This is a genomic window from Sphingobacterium sp. CZ-2 (genome assembly GCF_004526235.1).
Classification (GTDB): Bacteria; Bacteroidota; Bacteroidia; order Sphingobacteriales; family Sphingobacteriaceae; genus Sphingobacterium; species Sphingobacterium tenebrionis.
The window spans coordinates 1,280,407-1,300,251 of record NZ_CP038159.1 but is presented as its reverse complement, the minus strand read 5'-3'; the positions used below and the strand labels follow the sequence as shown (position 1 = coordinate 1,300,251).

Below are 19,845 nucleotides of genomic sequence, written 5' to 3'. Positions count from 1 at the left end.
TGGAAGGATTAAAAGTTAACATTTAGACCTAAACTATACGTTTTGACATTTGGATAGCGGGTTCCACGGCCATCCCCTAATTCCATATCCCAGAATTTGAAAGGTGTCCAAGTAACCAGGTTGTATCCTGCGAAAAATATATTCGCATTGTTCAGACCGATGGGATTTGTCCAATTTTTAGGTAACATATAAGATAACTGAACGTCTTTTAATCGGATATAGCGGCCATTTTTCACCCACCAGGTGGATGTTTGGTAGTTTCCGTTCGGGCTACCATCTGATAAACGAGGGTAGAAAGCATCCTGACGAGGGTTGTCAATAGTCCAACGATCTTCAATATTGCTCAGCAGGTTACCACGGCTCATGGATACTGAGAATGGCATTAAACCTTCACCGTTCATATGTACATCCACATTACCTACACCTTGGAATAGGGTAGATAGGGATAGGTTTTTATAATTTACACTAAATCCAAATCCATATACAAATTCAGGAATTGTTCCATATCCGATTGGCACTTTATCAAAATCATCAATCTTTCCATCACCATTAACATCTTGAAATTTGATGTCTCCTGGTCTTACAAGTCCCGAATGTAATGGACCATTGGCAATTTCTTCTTCCGTTTCGAATAGACCCAGAGCTACAAGACCCATACGTTGACCTAATTTTTGACCCTTTTGATCTAGCCAAGGATATAATGGATCAGGTTGGTCATTTTCCACGATTTTATTTCTGTTCAACGTGAAATTTCCTAAGATTTGGAATCCGAAATCATTGAACTTTTTGGTATACGTGATGGATCCATCAAAACCTTTATTATCAATGATTCCTAAGTTACCGAATGGTGCCGTCTGTAAACCTACATAGGTTGGAACATTGCCACGACGAAGGAAAATACCTTCTCTGCGCTCTTTGAACAAATCAAATTGTAGGCTAAATTCATTGTTTTTGGTCTGTAAATCTATACCTAAGTTGCTCTTGATAGATGTTTCCCAAGTCACATTAACACCATATTCACCAATATTATACCCCGTAGCAAAATTGGTTCCTCTATTTTTTCCGAAGTTATATCCACCAGTATTGGCAATGGTGGAGATATAGGCAAAACGGGTCTCGCCTGATTCACTTAAGATTCTGCTGCTTCCTACTTTACCATGGGAAAATCTCAGTTTAGCAACGGGCAATGTTTCCTTCAAACCCGCAAAGAAATTTTCCTCGCTCAATACCCAGGCCAAGCCAACGGATGGGAAGAATCCAAAGCGATTCGCTGGAGCAAAGTTTTCAGAACCATTGTAGCCAAAGTTGGCCTCTAAAAAATATTTATCAGCATAGGAATAGGTTCCTCTTCCCGACAAACCTAAAAATCGGAAGGGTAGGGAAGAAATCAATGTTCCTGCCTGCGAATTCAACTCGTCGGACTTGTTGAACAACAACATTCCAGTTGTGGTATGTTTTCCAAAAGTACGATTGTAATTGAAAGCTCCTTCTAAATAGATGGTCCTAGTTCCTTGTGAAGATCTATCGAAGCTTAAGAAACGATCGCCTTCAAAGGTTTGCTCGTATTGCATTTCACCATTTTCATCCCTACCGGTAGCCAAATAAGAACTTGGACGTTTTGTTCTTCGCATACTCGTATAGTTGTAAACATCGAAGGAGAACATCGCCGTAGCGGAAAGTCCTTTGGTGATAAATGGTAATTGTTGGGTTGCCCGAAGGTTAGAAAACAATTGATTTCTCCACTGATTGGCATATCCTGTTTGGGTTAAGTGGGCATATGGATTGACCAAGGAGCCAGCTCTTTGGTCAGGTACCGTCCCGTTTTCATACATGGCCGGGTGCAGGACAGGAGTTACCATCCACGCATTGGCAAAGATATCGCCATTTCCCGTTGCCGGATAATTGGCATTGGCCAAGTAACCTTGGATTCCCAATTCAATCTTTGTATTGATGGATGGTCTTACTGTCAGGTTGGAGGTTAGGTTGTACCTCTTATAACCTACTTGTTGGTTATAATTCACACTAGGGTCTTCAGTATATAAACCATTTTCGTCGTAATAGCTGGTACCAACATAATAGGTTGCCAAGTCAGATCCCCCGCTGATGTTCAGGTTTCCTCTACGTTGCTGACCAAAATCCCGGAAAAGGACATCCATCCAATCCACATTTGGATAGAGGTATGGATCTTCTCCACTCGCCGTTTTTTCAATTCTTTCTTCACTATAGATTGGAGCAGCTCCTCGGTTCGTCAATGCTTCATTTGACATGCGCATATAAGTTATACCATCTGCGAATTCTGGTAATTTGGTGAATTGGGTAACCCCTTCATAATACCTGAAGCTAAATTTTGGTTTTCCTGCTTGTCCAGCTTTGGTTTTGATAATGACAACCCCGTTGGCACCACGAACACCATATACGGAAGTTGCAGCTGCATCTTTTAGCACCGTAAAGCTTTCTATATCTTCTGGATCTACGTTGGACATACTTCTAGGTGTACCGTCCACCAAAATCAATGGAGCACTTAATCCTTGGCTGAAAGTCGAAATTCCTCGGATCCAAATCCCCGCATCATCAAAACCAGGCTCTCCTGTACGTTGTACTGCAATAACCCCAGAAACCTTTCCAGCTATAGCATTGGTGAGGTTTGCTGCTGGGACCTGTAGTTTTTTCGCTTCTACAGTTGACTGCGAACCCACAACAGACAATTTCTTTTGCGTACCGAATCCGACAACCACCACCTCATCGATTCCTGCTTCCGTGATTTCCATGGTAACCTCGATGGATTTATTCGTTCCAATATTTGTTTCAATAGTCTTGTAACCTACAATCTGAAAAACAAGTTCACTATTGTTTGGAACATTCAGGATGAACTTACCGTTCAAGTCAGTAGTGGTCCCATTGGATTGTTTTCCTTTTTGGTATACAGTTACCCCTGCTAAGGGATTACCATCTGTATCTTTTACGGTACCCGTAATTTCACTTTGAGGAGATGTAGGGCCGGTTTTTCGTGGCGCTGGTTTGCTCACGATGCGAACAAAATCATGTTTGGTTTCAATGGTGAGGTTATGTTTTGCCAGTATGGCATTAAGCACCTCTCGAGCGGTGTTTTTCCCCGAATAGTTCACCTTGGATTTCAAGTAACTCGCATCGTTATTATAGGCTAAAGGAATATTGTATTTGGTTTGCAATTCTTCCAATGCCGTTTGCAGACTGATATTCTTAAAATCTACTTTTATTGTTTTTAGCAACTCCTTCTGTCCGTAAGATTCTGTACTGGCGAATACGATACAGCAGGTAAGGAGAAAACTCCAGAGCATAAATGATTTACGCATAATCTGTCGTAGGTTAGGGTTATATAAAATGAGTCGAATTTTTTGCATCTTTGCATAAATTAATAAAGGTTAAAACTTTGTTGATTGTCTCTGCTAATCAGTTAGTTTCTCAGGCAAGTTGATTACAGAAAAATAATTGCAGGGGTGCCTGGCACTCCTGTTTTTTTTAAAGTGTTAGCTATTATTTCTTTTTAATTTCCCATAGTTGATCAGATTTTTTAATGAGGTTAGCATTATTCATTTCCGCAAGTGTTTGTAATACTTGTTCAATACTTTTTCTTTTGAAGGTGATGGTGGTTTTTGTATTGGCAATCTCCGGTGAAACGGTGATGGAATCGCCATAATACCTATACGCCTTTTTAAGGATAGTGCTCAGTTTTTCTCCGAAATGCACCAATTCCTTATTGTACCAATTGTTATTATTAAAAGATTTGACTTCCCAATTGTTATTTGTTAGCACAGCTCTTTCGCCTTTGTTCAGCTCAACTTTATGGCCTGTTGATTGGGTTATTTGTGTTTCAAGACTGGTAAAATCTTGGTTTAACAGGGTTGAATAACTCTTTTCGTCCATTTGAAAAACTTTTACTTTTCCCGAATTGACTTCTACAGATTTTTCAATATCAGAATCGATATTGAAGGAGGTACCAACTACTCGGGTTACAAAATCTTTGGATAAAATGAGGAAAGGTCTCTGCGGATCTTTTGCCACATCGAAGAATGCTTCTCCTTGTAACTTAACGATTCGAAGTTGACCGGTAGTAGATTTTGCATAGGTAATGCTGGAATTTCCATTAAGCTTTATTTCAGTACTGTCGGAAAGCCTGAAGTGTTTTTGTTCGCCATGTAAGGTACTGATGGTTTCCCAAACGATTTCTTGTTGCTTTGTTGATTTTTTAGGATATAGGAATATTCCTGCAATTACAAGGGATGCAACCAAAGCCCAACCCAAGTAATGGAAAGGAAACCGTTTTGTTGATCTGTGGGAATTTTGGTTTAATATGGATTGTAATATGCGGTTTTTAGTTTTTTCTTGGTTAGGGTAGATTGGGTATTCTTGGATTTGTACTTTCAATAGGTCATAATCCATTTGCATGGATTGGAGGAGATCTTTGAGAGCGGATGATGATTCAAATAGTTGTTTTAATCTGGATAGCTCTTGGTTATTGAGTTTTCCAGACTTAAACTTTTCAAGTAAGGTCAATATTTCTTTGGTGGTCATACCTATATATATCCTGAAACTGGATTATAGTAGGGTTGTGGGATGATAAAAGTTTGTAAGTTATTGATTTTCAAGTTTATTATTTTTACGTCATTGCGAGCCACCCCGTCATTGCGAGGAACGAAGCAATCTTTCGACTTTGTCATCCTGAGCATCGCCGAAGGATCTATACGGGTACCAACGAACAGATGCTTCGACTACGCTCAGCATGACATGCGGGAAGATTGCTTCGTCGTGCCTCCTCGCAATGACGGAAGGCTCCTCGCAATGACGGAAAGGTCCTCGCTATGCCGGATGGCTCCTCTCACGACATAAAGCCTCCTCGCAATGACGTAGGCTTATAATTTAACACCTTTATAAAAACAAAAATCTTAACTAAATTAGACCTCAAGTTTTAGATTCGAACTCAATTTTTACATTAAATCCCAAGTTTTAAATTTTACCTAAACTCAATCATCAAAAAAACCATCACCATGAAAAAATCCCTAACCCCAGAAAGATCCACAGAACTTCTCCAAATCCTTCAAAAACGATTTGAAAAGAACATGGTTAGACATCCAAATATCACCTGGGAAATAGTTTCAAAATCCCTTCAGGAAAAACCTGAAAAACTATACATCATCAATGAAATGGAAGAAACTGAAGGAGAACCCGATGTCGTTTCGTTATCCAAATCCTCCGAAGACATTATTTTTGTCGATTGCGCAGCGGAAAGCCCCAAGGGTAGAAGAAGTTTCTGCTACGATCAAGATGCTTTAGACTCCAGAAAAGAACACAAACCCAAACACAGCGCAATTGGCTTTGCCAAAGAAATCGGTATCGCCCTATTGAACGAAGAAGAATACCATACCCTTCAGTCCTTCGGGAAATTTGACCTCAAAACCAGCTCCTGGCTAGCAACTCCAGCAGCAGTTCGGGATTTGGGAGGCGCTATTTTTGGCGATAGACGCTATAACCGAGTATTCATATACCACAACGGAGCAGAGTCATATTATGCTGCAAGGGGATTTCGCGGAAAAATTATCCTATAATTTTATATACCTAAGAAAATTATGTATATTAGATTTATAAATACTAATCTACATGAAGGATTCCAAATTATTGAAAGGTACTTTGCAGACCATCATCCTGAAATTACTGTCAGGTACGGATCGGATGTATGGCTATGAGATCACCCAACAGGTCAAACAATTAACCGAAGGTGAATTTGTATTGACCGAAGGTGCATTATACCCAGCTCTGCATAAATTAGAGGCTGAGGGTTTGTTGGCCACGGAGTCGGAGATAGTAGATGGTAGGGCAAGGAAATATTACTCCTTAACAGCAAAGGGAAAAGAGGAGCAAGTGGCCAAAGTGCAGGATGCACTCACTTTTGTGGAGAAACTTCAGCTGATCTTGAATGCAAAACCAAGTATATCATAATGGAAAAGAAATTGAATAAAACGGAGCTAAAGGAGCTTTTGGCCTTTATTGAGCATAAAGGATATACCTTTGTGGATGTTCAATTAGAAATTCTGGATCATTTTGCCTGCAAGGTGGAAGAATTGATGACAGAGAATCCAACTTTGAATTTAAAAGGAGCCATGATACAAGCCCATCAAAGTTTTGGGGCAATGGGTTTTTCTGAAATTGAAGATTCCTTTGACCTTGGTCTTCAGAATAAATTCGTAAAGAGTCTTCCAGGAGATTTTTGGCTATTCATGAAAAGCTGGCGATCACCAGTTTATATCCTCTATTTTACTCTTTTCGCATATTTCATTCCGTTTACTGCAAGTCCGTTTTGGGACGGGATTAAAATGGGATTGGTTGCTAGTATTATCATATTCGTTCCGGTTTATCTACTTAAATACAGGCCTATTTACAATAAATATAAGCTTTACAGATCTTATATTGGTATGATGATCCCTATGTTTACCATATTGGTTTTGTTGATTTCCGGAGAATGGCTCAGCAAATATATGCCATTAGCTTTATCCAATATTCTTATTCTAGTTTTTATCTATGTGGCTCTAGGTATCTTGGATATATTCCACCGAAATTTAAAACTGATCGTTAAAAGAGTAGATGAAATGGAATTTGAGACACATTATTCCTAAAAAGCCATTTAAATCCTGTTAACTATGAATAGAGCCTCCTCAAAAATCACTTGAGCTTGGAAATTTTGCCTATCGAATAATAACTAGTCTTTACTGTGAATTCATTAACCTAATTATTACGGTGTTGTAAATGTACCTAACAAATATCTTCAATGATAATCGAACGGCTAAAGTAAACCTAAAGTCTTTATTTGCTGATAAGGTTAAAGATGGGCGGGTGTACGCAGAATGGTTTTCGGATACAGTGACTGCATACAGAGGGAAATTTCTATATTCTATGCATATGGGCTTTTCCTAATTTTTTGAACATGAATTTGAATACAGCTTTGAAAAAGGATTATTAAAAAATGCTTCTTATTTTGATAATTCCTTATCTATAAACACACCTTTTTATGGGCAAATTCGGAAACTTAATTCAACTATCGACTCCCTTATTAACTGGCAAGCACTTCCTCCAATCACAGAAACGATTACATTGCAACTTTCTGTTGAGGCCAATGAATTGGGACATGTGGATTCTATATTATCAATTTACGGAAACAACGAGATCTTTATTCAAGAAGCGATCCGAGTTTCAAGGTTATTAAAAAATATTCCCGTAATTTATAAAAGAGGTAAAATCATGAAAATTTCATTTTATTTACCTTTTACTTTTTCCCAGAAAAAACAAAAAGAGAATATGTAATGGAATTCGATTTTTTAAATTGCGCAGAATCGCGTTTTTTGACAAAAAAAAACGAGGATCCTAAAATCCTCGTTTCTCTTCTGTACCCAGGGCCGGGATCGAACCGGCACGAATTGCTTCATTGGTGTTTGAGACCAACGCGTCTACCAATTCCGCCACCTGGGCATATTCCGTTTGGAATGATGCAAATATAGGGCTTCTACTTTATTCTCCAAAAATAATTTTATCCTATGCCCTAAACTTATTGATTTTAAGCCTATTTATTTTTGTATAGTTGAATTTTATAGCTCAGATTCTAAAATAATAAATGATTTTAATAGGTAAACATGAGTAAAATTGAAGGAAATTCCCCTTGCATTACATACATTTTTCCCTATCTTGTAAACATGGTAACCGAACAATTAGCCTTTTTAATCTTAGCTGCGATATGTATCATTGCAGGTGTAATCTTGCAAAAATCTAATAAGCCAGGCAGGTTTTACAATCGCTTATATTTCATAGGAGGGGTTCTTATTATTTTTTTCCTTTATAGCTATTTTTTCAGTTAAAGTTGGGATAGCCTCAATTCTAGCTGGAATAACCTCAGTATAAACAGATAAAATTCCAATTTCTCTATAAAATATACTATTTATTCAATTCTCCTTTTCCCATAAACTTAATTGATTTGGAGATAAAGCACTATTAGACTACGTGAAACCCTTTCTTTTACCTTTACTAAGTACCAATCAAAAAAGCAAATCTATAGGTTCCAAGACATCCCTCTTGAACGAACCTTTGATTCATAATGAATCCATAATCCAAGTATATTGTAAGTGAGTTGTAAGTGCTAAAAGTCACTTACAACTCACTTACATGTCACATACACCTCACTTAATCCCCGAACCAAACCTTAACAAAAGTTAACATTGATTAACATACTTCCAATTAAACGTTTTGATTTTTCCTCCCTCTAAAAGAGTATAAAACAAATTTGAAAACGATATAAAAATAGAATCATATGAAAAAGATATTCACTATAGCAGCATTGGTCGCAGGGATTTCATTCTCCGCATTGTCGCAGGAAAAGAAAGAAGAAGTACGTCAGGATGTTAAAAAAGAACGCCGTATGAAAATTGACCGGAAGGAAATGAAACCAAAATCTCCAGAAGAGATTGCGAAACTGAAGACTGAACATATGGATAAAGAGTTGAAGTTTACCGAAGCTCAGAAAAAGGAAGTTTATGTTTTCCAATTGGAGAAAGCTAAAAAAATGGAAGCAAAACGCAATGAGATGATCGCAGCGCGAGAAATCCACCGTAAAGAAATGAAAGCGGAGCAAGATGCCTTCCAAAAGCTTTTGACACCAGAACAGTTGGCGATTTTTAAAGATAAATTGGCAGATGGTAAAAGAGGAAGATTTGAACGTGGTGGGAAAGAATTCAGAACCCGTGAAATGCGCCATAAACGCATGGACCGTAAAATGCCTATAGAAAAAGAAACAAAAGAGGTTAAAGAGAATAGTTCAAATAGTTAAGCGAATAGAACAGTTCAAAAAAACAGAATAGTTCAAATAGTTAGTTAGATTAGTTCAAAATAATAAAAAGAGGTTAGTAATTCTAATTGGTTGATTAGGTTAGTAATATTAGTTAGTGGTTATATGTTTAATTGAAGAAGGCCCCGCAGCGATGCGTGGCCTTTCTTTATTTTTATAAACGATTTTTTATTCATGAGTTTTATTCATGAGTTTTATCTCGAATTATGAATTCATAGTATTGATCTTGGAACCATCCTCAAGGTCCTTGGTCACCGTAACAGAACTTGGTATCCTTTCTTTCAGTTCTTCCACATGCGAAATAATCCCAACCACGCGGTTTTCCTGCTGCAAATATTGCAGCGTATCAAAAACCGTATTGATGGAATCAGCATCCTGCGTTCCAAAACCCTCATCGATAAAGAAGAAGTTCCTATCCGCTTTGTTCAAGGATTGAATGTTTTCTGCCAAGGCTAAGGCCAAACATAAGGATGCCTGGAACCCTTGCCCTCCTGAAAGGGTTTTTACCGATCTCCTATAACCATTGTTCAAATAATCGATCACTTCAAACTCATTGCTTTCATTGATCGTCAGACTCAACTGGTTCCGGGTCAAACGATGGAAACGATGATTCGCCATCTCACACATCTGCCTTAAATGAATTCCCGAAACATAATTCACAAAACCATTACCCTTGAAAAGGTTTTCCATGGTCTTTAGATTGCTTCCGCGATTGCTCAAGGCATCAAACTCCTCCAATAATTTTTCTTTCTTGCCAAACTCCACCGATAGATGGTTCAATTCCTTTTCCAATCCACCCGTTAAGGAAAGCTGAAGTTCCAATTCCTCTTTTTTCAGATTGAATAGGGCATGGGTGGTCTCCAATTCCTCTTCTGAGTAGGTTTTTTGAACCAGAAAATCTTTTAAAGCGGCGATCTGCGTCTCCAACACCTCCAAACGGACATAAAATTGCTGAATCCGTTGACGGATATTTTCTACATCCAATGGCCGTTGGATAATCTGTTGCACCTCAATAATATCATTGAACCTGAACTCCTGCAATAATTTTGTCAACTGCTCTTTTCGGGTTTTCAATTGAAGGTTGAAACCGCTCAACTGGTCGATAGCGGATTGGTATTGACCCACCACCTCTGCCAATTTTGTGCGGAAGGTGTTGACCTTTTGGTTCAAGCTTAAATAGGTGGTTTCTATATGAACAACCGAAGTCTCCAAGGTCAATTTGGACTTTTTTACCTCATCCAAGCCCTGCGCGACAAATTCCGAAAATTGGAATTTCTGCAGATTATTCTGGTTCTGCTTGTTGACACCCTGAAAAACGGAAATTTCATTGCGAATGACTTCCAATTCCTTTTCGTATTTCTGGATATTCTCGCGAGTTTTTGAAAGTTCGGATTGCGTCTGTTTTATTTGGGCCTCCAGATCAAGGATCTGCTGCTCATTCTGTTTTAATTTCTGTTTCTGCGCCTCAAACGCATTCGGATCTTCTGTAGAATATCCTTCCCAGTTAAACTGCTGGATGTGGTTTTCCATTAACGAATCCAATCGCTGAAGATCCAACGTCAACCGTTCTTCTTGTACTTTACGCGTGCCCAACGAATGTGCATTTAAGCTAAGTCTTTGTCTTAAGGTTTGGAAATCAGTACGGCTTACTTCCAGGTTTTTCCGAAGATCTTTACTTTTCTGAAGCTCTTCCTGGATATGTTCCGCCACCATGGGTTGAGGGTGGTCCAAGGCGCCACAGAGCGGACAAGCTTGCCCAGATTGCAGTTCATTGGCAAATGTACTCAGTTTTGCCTGCACCTGAAGCTGTGTTTCCTGTTCCCGTTGCTGTAGGAGCTGGTTTTCCAGCAATTGCAGCTCTTTGGAAATCATATCCTCATAATTGTCCAAATGGTAGCCTTCCTGACTGAAGGCTTTCAGCTCGCTTGCGATGTCGTTTTTGCACTGTTCCGATTGTTGTTTGACCTGTTGGATCTGCTGTTGGAAATTTTCCCGTTGCTGATACCATTTTTCCATGGCAATCAATTGGCTGCTGTCTATTTTTTGGGCTTTCAGCTTTTCCAGCTCTTCTTCGAAGTGCTGGCTTTTTGCTGCCAGTTCCAACTCAGCTTGCTTGGTCCTTTCCACAAAAGGAGTGCCTTTCGCCAAACGTACTTCCGATTCCTCGATCTTACGTTCATTCTCTTTAATCTGTAGGATCAGTTTGTAATCTTCGACCTGTGTCCTGAAATTGTTAAGGTTCAGGTAATCGGATTGGATCGCATGGATTTCCCGATCGATCACATCGATCTCATGGGATTGACGATCTTTTGTAGCACGAAGATTCTCGATCTTATGGATCAGGGTCTCCCGCTCGGTATTCAATGCCTGCAGGTTGTTCAGAGGCTCACGGAAGGCATTTGCCGTTTGCTCGTATTTGTTCAGCTCTTTTTCCTGCTGTTGTATTTTATCCTTGCTCTGCTGGAGCTCGGCGAATTGCGCTTGTTTTTGCTGCAATTCGATCTGCTTATCCTTGAATTCCTGGATCTGCTGCACCTTATCCAAAAGTTCCTGATAGGTTTCGCGGGTCTGCACCAACGTTTCCTTCGCTTCTTTCACTTCCAGTTTTTTCTGCTCCAAGGCTTCTGCGGAGATGCTTTCAAATCCGGAGAGCGCTCCTCTGAGGTTTTCCAGTTTGCGATTGTTCGCAGCTTGAAGATGGGATACTTTTGGTCCCAGGTCAAACTTGTTCAGGAAGAAGATTTCCTTCATCATTTCGGAACGTTCCTTTCCTTTAAGCTCCAAAAATTCCTTGAACTGTCCTTGTGGGATAATGATTGTACGACGAAAGTTGGGGTAGGAGAGGTTAGTGATCAAAGCACCATCCGCCGATTCCATGGGAATCCAGGCTTCCTCTTTCCATTCGTAGGCGGTACGTTCGATAGGCGTGGTGTCCTCGAAGTTCTTCCTCCGTTTCCATTGGGCAACAAAGCGGAACTTTCGGTTCTCGTAATTGAGGAATTCAAATACAATCTGTGTTTGATTGGATTTGAGGTTCATCATGTTGTAGGCGCGTTTGTCGGTTTTGTTCAACCGTTCCGTATCGCCGTATAAGGCAAAACTGATGGCCTCCAAAATGGATGATTTTCCGGAGCCAACAGCGCCAAAGATGCCGAATAATCCGGCATCCGTTAATTGGGTAAAATCTATGGTTTGCTTCTCCTGATAGGAGTAAAGCCCTTCAATGCTCAGTGATAATGGCAGCATAAATTAATCTTCCTTTTCTAGGTTAATCTTCCTTTTCTAGGGTATTCGTAGATACCTCATCAAATAATAACATTAATTCTTCGTTAGGTTCCTGGCCGTATTTTGACTTGAAGTAATCGATGAACAAATCCTTCATATCTTGCTCCAGGTTAACATGTTCACAAGTGCTGGCAAGTTGATTGGCCTGCTTGACCACTGGAATAATATGGATGATGCCATCATGGGCTTCATGCAGGCGTTTCATATCCTGTGCCGTCAGGAAGGTATCACTCTCAATGGTCAATTCGACCAGGCTATTCGGGTTTTCATGCAACCAAACGACTGCCTCATCAATGGAGGTGAATCTTTTTCGGAATAAGGATCGCCCTTTTGTCAATGGAATTGTTCGTGTCAATGCGTTTTTATTAGGTTCCAGATCTACAATGACCACCTGTTTTTCCTGTCCGCTTTCAGAAAAGGAGTAGCACAATGGGCTACTTGGATAGACCACTGGTCTATCTTCCGGACCAATCTGATGATAGCGGTGCAAATGTCCCAAAGCGGTGTATTGGATCTGCTGGGGGATGCTGTCTGAATAGACCAGATCCGCATAGCCTAATTTGATCGGTTTTTCGCCTTCAGGTTCTTCCAATATTTCCCCACCTCTTTTTAACATGTACAGATGCGTTGTCAGGATATTAACGCCATAGCCGTCGCAATATTGCTGTGCAAGGGAGCTCCAACTCTCTTTAAGGGCTTCCTGCAATTGTGCGGCCTTGTCCTCAAATCCCAGAAATTGTTTTAAACGGATTTCATTGGCAAATGGGGTGGCTAAAATTCTGGCCGGATAATAGTATTTTGGGAGTTTGATTTCCATAAACCCTTTATCCACTTTGATGATATCAAAGGCATTTTCCACGGTTAATGGCCTTACTTCCATATGGGGATATCCAAAAAAGAAGATGCCACAGGCTCTAGCCAACGGATCCGGGGAATCTATACGATCGGGCGAATCGTGATTGCCTGCAATGGCAATGACCGGTCTTTTGCCCTCGTTTGTCAGTCTTTTTAAGGTTTTATATAATAATTCCGTGGCTTCGACGGTAGGATTGAAGTTATCGAACAGATCGCCTGCCACAAGTACTAAGTCCACTTCTTCACGTTCAGCGATCTCGCAAATCTCTTCCATGACCTCCCGTTGTTCCTCCATTCGGGAAAAGAAGTCGAGCTTTTTGCCAAGATGCCAATCTCCAGTATGTAATATGCGCATGAATCAATTTTTTGTTAAGGTGATGGTTAAAAGTACAGTTTTTTCAACAGCTTAGGCGTTAAGAAATGTCAAAACTTATCCGCTCGTGCAAAAGAAAATGTGGTCAGATGGTCTGAACTATATACCTAGTTCCGAACAACCGACCACATCTAAAATCCTATTCCTGAGGAATATGGACTTCTATTTAGGGTGTTACCTGAGTCTTTTTGGGACGTTTATACTAATCTTTTAAGATGGTATGAGGTTCTGTTTTACCATTATGGCAAGTGTTACAGGTAATGTTCATTACTTTACCCTCATGCTCATGCTTGAAATGCTTTTTGTTGATCTGATTGGTCATTTTGATCATGTACCGCGCTACATCTTTGTTTGGATTGGTATCCAAAGCGAAATCCAATCCGCGTTCGCCATTTGCTTTTGGGGCATGGCAGTGGTTACATTTTACGCCCAATGCCATGTTGAATGATTTCATGACTTTGTCCAGCTCCTCGTGAGAGATATTTTTAGGTAATACTTTTAAGTTTTTAGGTCTTTCTTCTTGTTTTGCCTGATTAAAAGCTGTTAATCCAACGACGATGGCGAAGACAGCTAGCAGGGTAATCATTGTTCTTTTCATGTGCAATTTTTTTGATAGGTAATGCAATATACTAAGTATTTTAAAGAAATGTAATAATAATGTCATGAGAAATTATATTACATTGGAAAACAGCGTGTTGTATCGTTTGGTTTGTCGGTAAAAATTGGAGTTGCTATCTTGCGACCCTATTTTTATAGATAAATCACCTGAAAACCCTAGGTTTTCCTATTGAAAAACATGAAAAGAATCGTTATTGTTTTAGCTGTTATTTTATCGTTTACAGCATTTTCTGCACAGGCTCAATTGAAGGCTGTGAAAGCTAAGTCCGGTTATTCGTATTGGGTAAGAGTTCCAAAAGATATCAAGGCAAAAGAGAAATTACCTGTTATTGTTTTTTTGCATGGGCGTAGTCTTTCGGGGCATGATTTGAATCGGGTTAAGCGGTATGGTGTTCTGAGGGCAATCGAGCGGGGTAAGGATTTGGATGCGATTGTGGTTGCTCCGCAGACTTCCAACGGATGGAATCCGGATAAAGTGGTTAAAGTGTTGGATGAGGTTTTGGAGGATTATCCTGCTGATAGGCATCGTGTTTATGTGTGTGGGATGAGTATGGGTGGTTATGGTACGTTGGATGTGGCTGGAAAGTATCCTGACCGTTTTGCTGCGGCGGTGGCTATCTGTGGGGGTGGAACGGTTTCCTATGCGTGTAATTTGACGCAAGTACCGGTTTGGATTCAGCATGGAAGTGCGGATACGGCCGTGCCGGCTTCGGAGAGTAAGAAAATCTATAATGCAATCAAGAAGTGTAATAAGAATGCGGATGCAACTTTGACGATAATTCCTGGTGGGACGCATGGAAGTGTGGAAAGGTTATTCCATGGGGAGAAGATTTATGATTTTATGTTTAAGTATTCGAAAGGGGATAATTTTAATGGAGGGAAGTAGGTTGTTTTTGGTATCCTGATCGGCGTCATCCTGAGCGTAGTCGAAGGATCTGTTCGCTAGTAACCGTACAGATCCTTCGACTTCGCTCAGGATGACATGGGGAAGGCAAAGCCTGACAGGTAGAAGGTCTGACATGGGGAAAGATTGCTTCGTCGTGCCTCCTCGCAATGACGCAACAATCTTCCAATGATGACGCTGTGATGCCTCCTCGCAATGACGCTGGGGACGATAAATTCTACAAAGTTCCCATAGCAGCAAATAATCCACCCAACATGCTAAACACGATTATCAAGCCATACAATACCAAAAAGCATATGATCAAGATTCCTACATACTTATAATGCTTTTTCAGAAATCCAAAAGCTGATTCCAATTCCGCGGAATTATTCATATCAATCGCTTTCTTTAAATTATCCCCAAATCTATAAAGCCATAAAATTGGCAGGAAATAAAGCGCCATAATAAATACAAATCCAATAAAACCTGCAAATCCAGCGAATATATTTAAGCCTTCGGCAGCAAACGGAGACATGTTTGGAGCTAATAAGAAGAAAAATCCTAAACCCAAAACATTTAATCCAATGCCGACAAATCCAATAATGGCCAAGAATTTACTCCATTTGGCAATTTCGCGGAGATGTTCGATGGAAAAAATCGTTAATTCCAGCTTAGATTTGAAAGAGGGGTTTGTTACATGCTGATCAGGTTGTCCATAAGCGGATTGCTCCGGTCTATGTTCATTTGGCTGTTGCGGATTGAATTCATTTTCATTTGATTCCATAGTACTTGTGGATTTAGTGGTTGAATAATTGTCTCCCTAAATATAAAACATATTTGCTTAAAAAATTGTTCCATTAACGGAAAATCAAAACATTTTTTGTATTTTAAGATTTATAAACCAAAGGAATAATTATGATTAGAGTACTGTTGATCGCGTTTGTGCTATTGATAACCGATGATATTAAGGCGCAAAAATTGGACTTGAATGCTGTTCGGAACGATTTCAATAAAGGGGTGAAGGATGAGAAATTATGTAAACGATATTTGGATCTTTTGGATGACCAAGCCGACACACCGGTCGAACGCGGATATGCAGCAGCCTTTCATATGTTCATGGCCAAACATACCTCCAATCCGTTCAAGAAAATGGGGTTCTTTAAGGATGGCAGAGACCGCTTGGAAAAAGAGTTAAAGTCCAATCCCAACAATGTAGAGCTTCGCTTCATCCGACTCAGCATACAATACCACATACCCAAGTACTTAGGCTATCACGATGCCATCAAAGGAGATAAGGATTACCTCAAAAACAACCTCCATAAATTGGATGATAAGTTTACGAAAGAAAAAATTTACAAATATTTAAAGGGTGCAAATATGTATACTACCGAAGAATTAGCGTTATTAGGTAGATAAACAAGTATATTAGCACAATGAACATTAAATTCCTATTCGTAGTAGCCCTTAGCTTATGCGCTCAATTTGCCCTTGCACAGATTAAACAGGTCATCCCTGAAGTTACTTCCCTCGATATTACCGATCGATTATCGGTAACCGTGATCCCAAGTGATAGCAGTCAGGTGGAGATCAAAGGGGAATTGGCAGATAAAGTAGAAATCATTATCGCTGGAAACAGCCTTCGTTTAAAAATGAAAGCCGGTTTCTTGATGAAAGGAAATCAAGCCCAGGTGATGGTCTATTCGCCAAGCTTGAACCGTTTAACCGCACGTAAAGGCTCCGAATTATATGTGGAACAGGAAGAATTACAGGGTGATAGCCTGTTCTTTACTTCGCTCGAAGGGGCTAAGATCCGGGCTAAAGTAGCCAGTAACGCTGTTGAAGCTATTGCAGGAACCGGAGCAAGCATCGACTTATTAGGTTCCAGCCAATCCTTATCCGCAACATCCACAGCCGGAGCTTCCATTTTCGCGAAGGATTTACAGGTTAAAAGTGCCTTTGCCAGGTTGAATGCAGGTGGTAAAATCGAAGTGAATGCCTCAGAATCGGCAGATGTGGAAACCAGGATGGGAGGGAGCATTGAAGTGTATGGCAAACCTGCACAAACCAAACAGCGTAAAATTGCCGGAGGAAAGATAAATTTTCATTAATAATGTTTAATTTTCATTAATTTATCTCCTTAAAAATCGTCCGTGATTTGTAACTTTGCGCCATGTCAGAAAAAATAATCATTCTCGATTTTGGATCTCAGTATACGCAGTTAATTGCACGTCGCGTTAGAGAGCTTAACGTTTATTGTGAAATTCATCCCTTCAACAACCTTCCAGCATTTGATGATACGGTAAAAGGAGTGATCTTTTCAGGTAGTCCTTATTCTGTTCGCCAGGAGGATGCGCCTCAAATCGATTTCCAAGCCATCCAAGCGAAATACCCTTTATTGGGGGTTTGTTATGGAGCGCAATATATTGCCCAGAAATCTGGAGGAGATGTTTTACCATCAGAAATACGTGAGTATGGACGTGCTAACCTACAGTTCGTAGACCAAGAGAATGCATTATTAAAAGGTATCCCTACGCAATCCCAAGTATGGATGAGCCATGGTGATACCATCAAAGAAGTTCCTAGTAATTTCACTATTATTTCCAGTACCGATAAAGTGCGTGTTGCAGCTTATCATGTACAAGGAACGAATACCTACGGTATCCAATTCCATCCGGAAGTAACCCACTCTACCGATGGCCAGGTTTTATTGAAAAACTTTGTGATCGATATCTGTGGATGTCATCAGGATTGGACGCCAGATGCTTTCGTTGAAACGACCGTGCAGGAATTGAAAGCGCAGTTAGGAGATGACCATGTGATCATGGCCCTTTCTGGAGGAGTAGATTCAACCGTAGCAGCGGTGTTGTTGCACCATGCAATCGGCAGTAAATTACACTGTTTCTTTGTAGACCATGGTTTGCTTCGTAAAGATGAATACGAGCAGGTTTTGGCTTCCTACAAGAACATGGGATTGAACATCAAGGGTGTTAATGCGAAAGAATTATTCTTTTCTAGACTAGCAGGTGTATCAGAACCTGAACAAAAACGTAAAATTATTGGTGCTTCCTTTATCGATGTATTCGATGAGGCGGCCAAAGAGATACAAAAAGAACTTCCAGAAGGAGCAGAGGCAAAATGGTTGGGTCAGGGTACCATTTACCCAGATATTATCGAATCCATTTCGGTCAAAGGTCCTTCAGCAACCATCAAGTCTCACCACAATGTGGGTGGATTACCTGATTACATGAAATTAAAGGTTATTGAGCCTTTAAAAACACTTTTCAAAGATGAGGTACGTCGAGTTGGTAAAACATTAGAAGTTGATCCGGCCATCCTTGGAAGACATCCTTTCCCAGGACCTGGACTTGCAATTCGAGTTTTAGGAGATATTACAGAAGAAAAGGTACGAATTTTGCAAGAGGCAGATGACATCTACATTCGCAATTTAAAAGAATCAGGATGGTACGATAAAGTTTGGCAAGCAGGAACTATTTTCTTGCCTGTACAATCAGTGGGCGTAATGGGCGATGAACGTACTTACGAACATGTTGTTGCCCTTCGAGCTGTAGGCTCTTTGGATGGCATGACAGCTGATTGGATTCATTTACCGTACGATTTGCTAGCTAAAATTTCAAATGAAATCATCAATCATGTCAAAGGAATCAACAGAGTCGTGTATGACATCAGTTCAAAACCACCAGCTACCATTGAGTGGGAATAAACTAAAAAATATTTCTAATCGTGCATTCACAGCAGTATGCCTTGGGGCAATACTTGCTGTGAGTTCATGTACGCCAAAAACAACAGGTGTACTTCGTAATCCTACCGTCCACGGAGGTAATGTAGGTTCAGAAACCACGAAACCTACCACCAAAGCGGAAGAAAAAAAGAATGAAGAAGCCAAAAAAGCAGAATTAAGCCCTAACATTGCCCTATTACTTCCTTTCCAATTGGATAAGGTAGCAGGGCACAATGTGGTGGAAGCCGATGTGAAACGTTCGGCTTTGGCCTTGGACTTTTATCAAGGTTTTCAATTGGGCGTAAATGAAGCATCCAAGAAAAATGGGAACATTAAGATAAATGTGATGGACTCCCAGGATTCGGAGATTCGCAATGTGACTTTGGCGGCAACGAAGGATGTAACGGAAGCGAGTTTGATCGTTGGCCCTGTATATCCAAAGGAGATCCGTTCTTTTGCACGAGCGAATACCAACAAAAAAGTACTTCAGGTTAGTCCTTTGGCAGCTTCTATGCCAACGGAATTCAATATCAGCAACCTGGTTTCCATTACGCCACCAATCCGCATCCACATGCGTGCCGTAGCGAATGAGATCAATGCGAAATATCGCGCAGGCGATGTGGTAATCGTTTTTGATGCCCGTGATAATGATCACCGTCAGTTTATCGATGGCTTTGATGCTGAACTAAAAAGGATCAATCCAAATGTTATCATCAAGCATATTGCTTCCACTTCCCAATTGGGATCGGCGATGCCTGATGTTGGCTATGCTTTTGTGGTCTGTGGAACGACTGAAAGAACCCAATTGCGCTCTTTTGTAAGTACCTTGGATAATTTGGTAAGCAGTGGAAACAGCATCAAATTATTCGGACATCCACTTTGGGAAAGGATAGATTTTAGTCCTTACGATAATTTTTACCGCATGGATCCAACCATTACTTCCGAGAGCCATTTGAAAGTATGGAGTTCCGAAGTACAGAATTTCCAAAGAAACTATAAAACGCAGTTTAAAGTTGATCCTTCGGATTATGCCTATAAAGGCTATGATGCGGGACGCTTTTTCACGACGATGTTGAATAAATATGGTCAGGATTATGCCGAAAAGATTGTGGATGAAAAATACAATGGGATCTTTTCCAATTATCAATTCAGCTATAATCCGCAATGGGGTTATGTAAACCAATCGGTGAATTTTAGGACCTATAGGAACGGTTCTTTTCAATAATCAT

General features: G+C 40.1%; 15 protein-coding genes and 1 tRNA gene. 9 read left to right on the top strand and 7 right to left on the bottom strand.

The genetic code is table 11. The features are described from left to right. Positions 1-8: 8 nt before the first annotated feature. Positions 9-3,332 (bottom strand): SusC/RagA family TonB-linked outer membrane protein, encoded by a 3,324-nt coding sequence (locus E3D81_RS05905; protein WP_209023110.1) that lies wholly within the window; start codon positions 3,330-3,332, stop codon positions 9-11. Positions 3,333-3,513: 181 nt separating this feature from the next. Further along, positions 3,514-4,551 (bottom strand): FecR family protein, encoded by a 1,038-nt coding sequence (locus E3D81_RS05900; protein WP_134776789.1) that lies wholly within the window; start codon positions 4,549-4,551, stop codon positions 3,514-3,516. A 473-nt stretch (positions 4,552-5,024) separates the two neighbouring features. Here E3D81_RS05900 and E3D81_RS05895 point away from each other — a divergent pair, with 473 nt between their 5' ends. From E3D81_RS05895 to E3D81_RS05885, 3 genes are read left to right on the top strand one after another with little or no spacing between them, the layout of a single operon-like run. After that, positions 5,025-5,582: a DUF4256 domain-containing protein gene (locus E3D81_RS05895; RefSeq protein ID WP_209023109.1), complete on the top strand. Its 558-nt coding sequence runs from the start codon at positions 5,025-5,027 to the stop codon at positions 5,580-5,582. Between the two features lie 52 nt (positions 5,583-5,634). Next, positions 5,635-5,973, top strand: a complete 339-nt coding sequence (locus E3D81_RS05890; protein WP_099367159.1) for a PadR family transcriptional regulator — start codon at positions 5,635-5,637, stop codon at positions 5,971-5,973. Next, positions 5,973-6,647, top strand: coding sequence for a hypothetical protein (locus E3D81_RS05885; RefSeq protein WP_134776787.1), 675 nt, complete (start codon positions 5,973-5,975; stop codon positions 6,645-6,647). Before E3D81_RS05890 ends, E3D81_RS05885 begins: the two co-directional genes overlap by 1 nt. Before the next feature lie 768 nt (positions 6,648-7,415). On the opposite strand, the gene E3D81_RS05880 is transcribed toward E3D81_RS05885, so the two are convergent. Further along, positions 7,416-7,497, bottom strand: a tRNA-Leu gene (locus E3D81_RS05880). Positions 7,498-8,329: 832 nt separating this feature from the next. On the opposite strand from E3D81_RS05880, the gene E3D81_RS05875 reads away from it, so the two are divergent. Next, complete coding sequence (locus E3D81_RS05875; RefSeq protein ID WP_134776786.1) at positions 8,330-8,845, top strand: hypothetical protein; 516 nt, start codon at positions 8,330-8,332, stop codon at positions 8,843-8,845. 222 nt (positions 8,846-9,067) lie between these two features. Here the strand turns inward: E3D81_RS05875 and E3D81_RS05870 are convergent, their stop codons facing one another. From E3D81_RS05870 to E3D81_RS05860, 3 genes are all read right to left on the bottom strand, one after another. After that, entirely contained in the window at positions 9,068-12,109 is a 3,042-nt protein-coding gene (locus E3D81_RS05870) for an AAA family ATPase (protein ID WP_134776785.1), read from the bottom strand. Between the two features lie 22 nt (positions 12,110-12,131). Further along, the gene (locus tag E3D81_RS05865; protein ID WP_134776784.1) at positions 12,132-13,358 is read right to left on the bottom strand and encodes an exonuclease SbcCD subunit D; all 1,227 of its coding nucleotides are present in this window, start codon (positions 13,356-13,358) and stop codon (positions 12,132-12,134) included. Between the two features lie 220 nt (positions 13,359-13,578). Next, the gene (locus E3D81_RS05860; protein ID WP_134776783.1) at positions 13,579-13,974 is read right to left on the bottom strand and encodes a c-type cytochrome; all 396 of its coding nucleotides are present in this window, start codon (positions 13,972-13,974) and stop codon (positions 13,579-13,581) included. 198 nt (positions 13,975-14,172) lie between these two features. Between E3D81_RS05860 and E3D81_RS05855 the strand changes: the two genes are divergently transcribed. After that, entirely contained in the window at positions 14,173-14,880 is a 708-nt protein-coding gene (locus E3D81_RS05855; protein WP_134776782.1) for a prolyl oligopeptidase family serine peptidase, read from the top strand. A gap of 235 nt (positions 14,881-15,115) precedes the next feature. Here the strand turns inward: E3D81_RS05855 and E3D81_RS05850 are convergent, their stop codons facing one another. Continuing rightward, the gene (locus E3D81_RS05850; protein WP_099367145.1) at positions 15,116-15,661 is read right to left on the bottom strand and encodes a hypothetical protein; all 546 of its coding nucleotides are present in this window, start codon (positions 15,659-15,661) and stop codon (positions 15,116-15,118) included. 131 nt (positions 15,662-15,792) lie between these two features. Between E3D81_RS05850 and E3D81_RS05845 the strand changes: the two genes are divergently transcribed. The 4 genes from E3D81_RS05845 to E3D81_RS05830 all read left to right on the top strand — a co-directional run bounded on the left by E3D81_RS05845 (position 15,793) and on the right by E3D81_RS05830 (position 19,841). Continuing rightward, the gene (locus E3D81_RS05845; RefSeq protein ID WP_099367144.1) at positions 15,793-16,293 is read left to right on the top strand and encodes a hypothetical protein; all 501 of its coding nucleotides are present in this window, start codon (positions 15,793-15,795) and stop codon (positions 16,291-16,293) included. A gap of 17 nt (positions 16,294-16,310) precedes the next feature. Beyond that, a complete protein-coding gene (locus E3D81_RS05840) occupies positions 16,311-16,985 on the top strand; it encodes a head GIN domain-containing protein (RefSeq protein WP_134776781.1) in 675 nt (224 codons plus the stop codon). Between the two features lie 62 nt (positions 16,986-17,047). Then, positions 17,048-18,598: a glutamine-hydrolyzing GMP synthase gene (guaA, locus tag E3D81_RS05835; protein ID WP_099367142.1), complete on the top strand. Its 1,551-nt coding sequence runs from the start codon at positions 17,048-17,050 to the stop codon at positions 18,596-18,598. After that, positions 18,555-19,841: an ABC transporter substrate-binding protein gene (locus tag E3D81_RS05830; RefSeq protein WP_134776780.1), complete on the top strand. Its 1,287-nt coding sequence runs from the start codon at positions 18,555-18,557 to the stop codon at positions 19,839-19,841. The genes guaA and E3D81_RS05830 overlap by 44 nt, the downstream gene beginning before the upstream one ends. The last annotated feature ends 4 nt before the right edge of the window (positions 19,842-19,845 follow it).